This is a genomic window from Thiobacillus sp. (assembly GCF_024708915.1).
This window is the reverse complement of record NZ_JANJXQ010000183.1, coordinates 1-6,586: the sequence shown is the minus strand read 5'-3', so window position 1 is coordinate 6,586 and position 6,586 is coordinate 1. Positions and strand designations below refer to the sequence as shown.

The following is a 6,586-nucleotide window of genomic DNA, read 5'->3' as shown; positions in this document are numbered from 1 at the left end:
CTGTCTTTCCGATGTTAGCCCTCTAGCCGGAGCATCCATGGCGTATTCCTACACCGAAAAGAAACGTATCCGCAAGAGCTTCGCCAAGCGCGCGGCCGTGCTCGATGCGCCTTTCCTGCTCGCCACCCAGATCGAGTCGTTTGCCGAGTTCCTGCAGGCCGACACGCCGCCCGACGTGCGGCGGAACCAGGGTCTGCAGGCCGCATTCACGTCGATCTTCCCGATCTCGAGCCACAGCGGCAACGCCCGTCTCGAGTACGTGCAGTACATGCTCGGCGAGCCCGCCTTCGATGTGACCGAGTGCCAGCAGCGCGGCCTGACCTTCGCGTCGCCGCTGCGCGCGCGCGTGCGCCTGGTGATCATGGATCGCGAAGCGCCCAAGGAGACGATCAAGGAGGTCAAGGAGCAGGAAGTCTACATGGGCGAGATCCCGCTCATGACGGATACCGGCTCCTTTGTGATCAACGGTACCGAACGCGTCATCGTTTCCCAGCTGCACCGCTCGCCCGGCGTGTTCTTCGAGCACGACCGCGGCAAAACGCACAGCTCGGGCAAGCTGCTGTTCTCGGCACGCGTGATTCCCTACCGTGGCTCCTGGCTAGACTTCGAGTTCGACGCCAAAGACATCCTGTTCTTCCGCGTCGACCGCCGCCGCAAGATGCCGGTCACCATCCTGCTGAAAGCGCTGGGCTACACACCGGCCGCCATCCTGGACGATTTCTTCAGCAAGGACACCTTCTACATCAACACCCAGGGGGTGCAGTTCGAACTGGTTCCCGAGCGTCTGCGCGGCGAGATTGCCCGCTTCGACATCTGTGGCAAGGACGGCCACGTCATCGTCGCGAAGGACAAGCGCATCACCGCCAAGCACATTCGCGAGCTGGATGCGGCAGGGGTCAAGAAGTGGGCGGTACCGGCCGAGTTCGTGGTGGGCCGCGTGCTGTCGCAGGATGTGGTCGACACCAGCACTGGCGAGCTGGTAGCGCGCGCCAACGATGAGATTACCGAAGAGCTGCTGACCAAGCTGGCCGCGGCCGGGATTGAAAAATTCAACACGCTCTACACCAACGATCTCGACCACGGCGCCTTCATTTCGCAGACCCTGCGCACCGACGACACCATCGACGAATATGCTGCCAAGGTCGCGATCTACCGCATGATGCGGCCGGGCGAACCGCCTACCGAAGATGCGGTGAAGGCGCTGTTCGGCAACCTGTTTTTCAGCGACGAACGTTACGATCTCTCGGCCGTGGGCCGCATGAAGTTCAACCGCCGCATCGGCCGCGAAGAGCTGACCGGTACCGGCACGCTGTCGACTGAAGACATCGTCGCCGTCATCAAGATCCTGGTCGAGCTGCGCAATGGCCGCGGCGAAATTGACGACATCGACCACCTCGGCAACCGCCGCGTGCGCAGCGTGGGCGAACTGGCCGAAAACCAGTTCCGCGCCGGTCTGGTGCGGGTCGAACGCGCGGTGCGCGAACGTTTGTCGCAGGCCGAATCCGACAACCTGATGCCGCACGACCTGATCAACGCCAAACCGGTGTCGGCGGCGATCAAGGAATTCTTCGGCTCCAGCCAGTTGTCGCAGTTCATGGACCAGACCAACCCGCTGTCCGAGATCACCCACAAGCGCCGCGTTTCCGCACTGGGCCCCGGCGGCCTGACCCGCGAGCGGGCCGGATTCGAAGTGCGCGACGTGCACCCGACTCATTACGGGCGCGTGTGTCCGATCGAAACGCCGGAAGGCCCGAACATCGGCCTGATCAACTCGCTGGCCCTGTTCGCCCGCACCAACTGGTATGGTTTCATCGAGACGCCGTACAGGAAAGTCGTCAACAACAAGGTGACCGACGAAATCGAGTTCCTGTCGGCGATCGAAGAAAGCAAGTACGTGATCGCGCAGGCCAACGCCGAACTCGATGCCAAGGGAAAATTCAAGGACGATCTGGTGTCGTGCCGCTACAAAAACGAATTCACACTGTCGACCCCGGACCGTATTGAATTCATGGACGTGGCACCCGCGCAGATCGTGTCGGTGGCGGCTTCGCTGATCCCGTTCCTCGAGCACGACGATGCCAACCGCGCGCTGATGGGCTCCAACATGCAGCGCCAGGCGGTACCGTGTCTGCGCCCGGAGAAACCCTTTGTAGGCACCGGCATCGAGCGTACCGCTGCGGTCGACTCCGGCACGGTGGTCACTGCGTATCGCGGCGGCATCGTCGATTACATCGACGCCGGCCGGATCGTGATCCGCGTGCACGATGAGGAGGCACGTGCGGGCGAGGTCGGCGTGGACATCTATTCGCTGATCAAGTACACCCGTTCCAACCAGAACACCAACATCAACCAGCGTCCGCTGGTGAAGGTGGGCGACGTCATCGCCCGCGGCGACGTGATCGCCGACGGCGCGTCGACCGACATGGGCGAACTGGCGCTGGGCCAGAACATGCTGGTCGCCTTCATGCCGTGGAACGGCTACAACTTCGAAGACTCGATCCTGATCAACGAGAAGGTCGTCGCCGAAGACCGCTACACCTCGATTCACATCGAGGAGCTGTCGGTGGTGGCGCGCGACACCAAGCTCGGCCCGGAAGAAATCACCCGCGACATCTCCAACCTCGCCGAGCGCCAGCTGGGCCGCCTGGACGATTCCGGCATCATCGCCATCGGTGCGGAAGTCGAAGCCGGCGACGTGCTGGTCGGCAAGGTCACGCCCAAGGGCGAAACCCAGCTGACGCCGGAAGAGAAGCTGTTGCGCGCCATCTTCGGCGAAAAAGCCAGCGATGTGAAAGACACCAGCCTGAAGGTGCCGTCCGGCATGTCCGGCGTGGTGATCGACGTACAGGTGTTCACCCGCGAAGGCATCGAGCGCGACAAGCGCGCACAGTCGATCATCGACACCCAGCTGGCGGAGTACCGCAAGGACATGACCGACCGCATGCGGATCGTCGAGGACGACACCTTTGCGCGACTGGAAAAGCTGCTGCACCTGAAAGTCGCCAATGGCGGCCCGAAGAAGCTCGCCAAGGGCAGCAAGGTCACCCGGGACTATCTGGAATCGGTGAACCGGCACGACTGGTTCGATATCCGGCTGGCCGATGACGAAGCCAGCCGTCAGGTCGAATCGCTGAAAGACAGCCTCACGCAGAAGCGCATCGAATTCGATGTGATGTTCGAAGAGAAGAAGAAAAAACTCACCGCGGGCGACGAATTGCCGCCCGGCGTGCAGAAGATGGTCAAGGTTTATCTGGCGGTCAAGCGCCGTCTGCAGCCCGGCGACAAGATGGCCGGCCGCCACGGCAACAAGGGTGTGGTATCGAAGATCGTCCCGGTCGAGGACATGCCCTTCATGGCCGACGGCCGTCCGGTCGACATCGTGTTGAATCCGCTCGGCGTGCCGTCGCGGATGAACATCGGCCAGATTCTGGAAACCCACCTCGGCTGGGCGTCCAAGGGGCTGGGCGAGCGCATCGGCGAAATGCTGGCGGCGCAGACCAGGACGCTGATAAAGGATATGCGCCACTTCCTGAAGGAAATCTACAACCAGTCGGGCAAGTCGGAAGACATCGACGGCTTCAGCGACGACGAAGTGATCGAGTTGGCGCGCAATCTGCAGAAAGGCGTGCCGTTTGCCTCGCCGGTGTTCGACGGTGCCTCGGAAGAGGAAATCCGCCGCATGCTGACGCTGGCCGGGCTGCCCGAAGGCGGCCAGGTCACGCTCTACGACGGTCGCACCGGCGAAGCCTTCGACCGCCAGGTGACGGTGGGTTACAAGCACGTGCTGAAGCTGCACCACCTGGTCGATGACAAGATGCATGCGCGTTCCACCGGCCCCTACTCGCTGGTGACCCAGCAGCCGCTGGGCGGCAAGGCGCAGTTCGGCGGCCAGCGTTTCGGCGAAATGGAAGTGTGGGCGCTGGAAGCCTACGGCGCCTCCTACGTGCTGCAGGAAATGCTGACCGTGAAGTCCGACGACGTGAACGGCCGTACCAAGGTGTACGAGAACATCGTCAAGGGCGACCACAAGATCGAGGCCGGCATGCCGGAATCCTTCAACGTGCTGGTGAAGGAAATCCGTTCGCTCGGCATCGACATCGATCTGGAACGTTATTGAACAGTGAGGAGTGAGGGGTGAGGGGACAGGAAATGTCTCCGCGCCTCACGCCTAACACCTGACACCTCACGGAGAAAAGACATGAAAGCATTGCTCGATCTGTTCAAACAAGCGACTCACGAAGAAGAGTTCGACGCCATCAAGATCGGCCTGGCGTCGCCGGAGAAAATCCGTTCCTGGTCCTACGGCGAAGTGAAGAAGCCGGAGACCATCAACTACCGTACTTTCAAGCCTGAGCGCGACGGCCTGTTCTGCGCCAAGATCTTCGGCCCGGTCAAGGACTACGAGTGTCTGTGCGGCAAGTACAAGCGCTTGAAGCATCGCGGCGTGATCTGCGAGAAGTGCGGCGTCGAAGTCACGTTGTCCAAGGTGCGCCGCGAGCGCATGGCGCACATCGAGCTTGCCAGCCCGGTCGCCCACATCTGGTTCCTGAAGTCGCTGCCCAGCCGTCTCGGCATGGTGCTCGACATGACCCTGCGCGACATCGAGCGGGTGCTCTACTTCGAAGGTTTCGTGGTGGTCGAGCCCGGCATGACGCCGCTCAACCGCGGCCAGTTGCTGACCGAAGAGGACTACCTCGCCAAGCTCGAAGAATACGGCGACGAATTCAAGGCGCTGATGGGAGCGGAAGGGGTGCGCGAACTGCTGCGCTCGCTCGACCTGCACACCGAAGTGGAAACCCTTCATTCGGAAATCAGCAAAACCGGCTCCGACACCAAGCTGAAGAAGCTGTCGAAGCGCCTGAAGATTCTCGAAGGCTTCCAGAAGTCCGGCATCAAGCCCGAGTGGATGATCCTCGAAGTGCTGCCGGTGCTGCCGCCCGAACTGCGTCCGCTGGTGCCGCTGGACGGCGGCCGCTTCGCCACCTCCGATCTGAATGACCTGTACCGCCGCGTCATCAACCGCAACAACCGGCTCAAGAGACTTTTGGAACTGAAAGCGCCGGAAATCATCGTGCGCAACGAAAAGCGCATGCTGCAGGAAGCAGTCGACTCGCTGCTCGACAACGGCCGTCGCGGCAAGGCGATGACCGGCGCCAACAAGCGTCCGCTGAAGTCGCTGGCCGACATGATCAAGGGCAAGAGCGGCCGCTTCCGCCAGAACCTGCTGGGCAAGCGCGTCGACTACTCCGGCCGTTCGGTCATCGTGGTAGGCCCGACGCTGAAGCTGCACCAGTGCGGCCTGCCGAAGAAAATGGCGCTCGAACTGTTCAAGCCTTTCATCTTCAACCGCCTCGAAGTGCTGGGGCTGGCGACCACGATCAAGGCCGCCAAGAAGATGGTGGAAGACGAAGAGCCGATCGTGTGGGACCTGCTGGAAGAGGTTATCCGCGAGCATCCGGTGATGCTGAACCGCGCACCGACGCTGCACCGTCTCGGCATCCAGGCGTTCGAGCCGGTGCTGATCGAAGGCAAGGCGATCCAGTTGCACCCCCTGGTGTGTGCGGCGTTCAACGCCGACTTCGACGGCGACCAGATGGCCGTCCACGTGCCGTTGTCGCTGGAAGCGCAGGCCGAAGCGCGCACCCTGATGCTGGCGTCGAACAACGTGCTGTCGCCTGCCAACGGCGAGCCGATCATCGTGCCGTCGCAGGACATCGTGCTGGGCCTGTATTACATGACGCGCGAAAAGATCAACGCCAAAGGTGAGGGCATGCTGTTTGCCGACGTCACCGAGGCACGCCGTGCCTACGACAACCGCGAGGCCGAGCTGCATGCCCGCGTGACCGTGCGCATCAAGGAAGTGACGCTGGACGCGGACAAGAACCGTGTCGAGACCATCAAACGGGTCGAGACCACGCTGGGCCGCGCGCTACTGTCGGAAATCCTGCCGCCGGGGCTGCCGTTCAGTTTCGTCGACAAGGCGCTGAAGAAAAAGGAAATCTCTAAGCTGATCAACGCCAGCTTCCGCCGCTGCGGCCTGCGCGAGACGGTGATTTTCGCCGACAAGCTGATGTATACCGGCTTCACCTTCGCGACCCGCGCGGGGATGTCGATTGCCATCAAGGACATGCTGATTCCGAATGAAAAAAGCCAGATCCTGGGCGCGGCCGAAGCCGAGGTGAAGGAAATCGAATCGCAATACACTTCGGGTCTGGTGACTCAGGGCGAACGCTACAACAAGGTGGTGGACATCTGGGGCCGTGCCGGCGACGCCGTGGCCAAGGCCATGATGGCGCAGCTGGGCGGCGAGAAAGTCGTCGATCGCCACGGCAAGGAAGTCACCCAGGAATCGTTCAACGCGATCTACATGATGGCCGACTCAGGTGCGCGCGGTTCTGCTGCACAGATCCGCCAGCTGGCCGGCATGCGCGGCCTGATGGCGAAGCCGGACGGCTCGATCATCGAAACCCCGATCACGGCGAACTTCCGTGAAGGCCTGAACATGCTGCAGTACTTCATCTCGACCCACGGCGCCCGCAAGGGATTGGCCGACACCGCGCTGAAGACCGCGAACTCCGGCTACCTG

At 62.1% G+C, this 6,586-nt stretch carries 2 protein-coding genes; both read left to right on the top strand.

Features of this window, described 5'->3' with window-relative positions; translation table 11 throughout:
* Positions 1-37 precede the first annotated feature (37 nt).
* A complete protein-coding gene (rpoB, locus tag Q0L94_RS12745; protein WP_296753772.1) occupies positions 38-4,117 on the top strand; it encodes a DNA-directed RNA polymerase subunit beta in 4,080 nt (1,359 codons plus the stop codon).
* 81 nt (positions 4,118-4,198) lie between these two features.
* Positions 4,199-6,586: DNA-directed RNA polymerase subunit beta' (gene rpoC / locus Q0L94_RS12740; RefSeq protein WP_296753770.1), on the top strand; the 2,388-nt coding region annotated here is incomplete at its 3' end.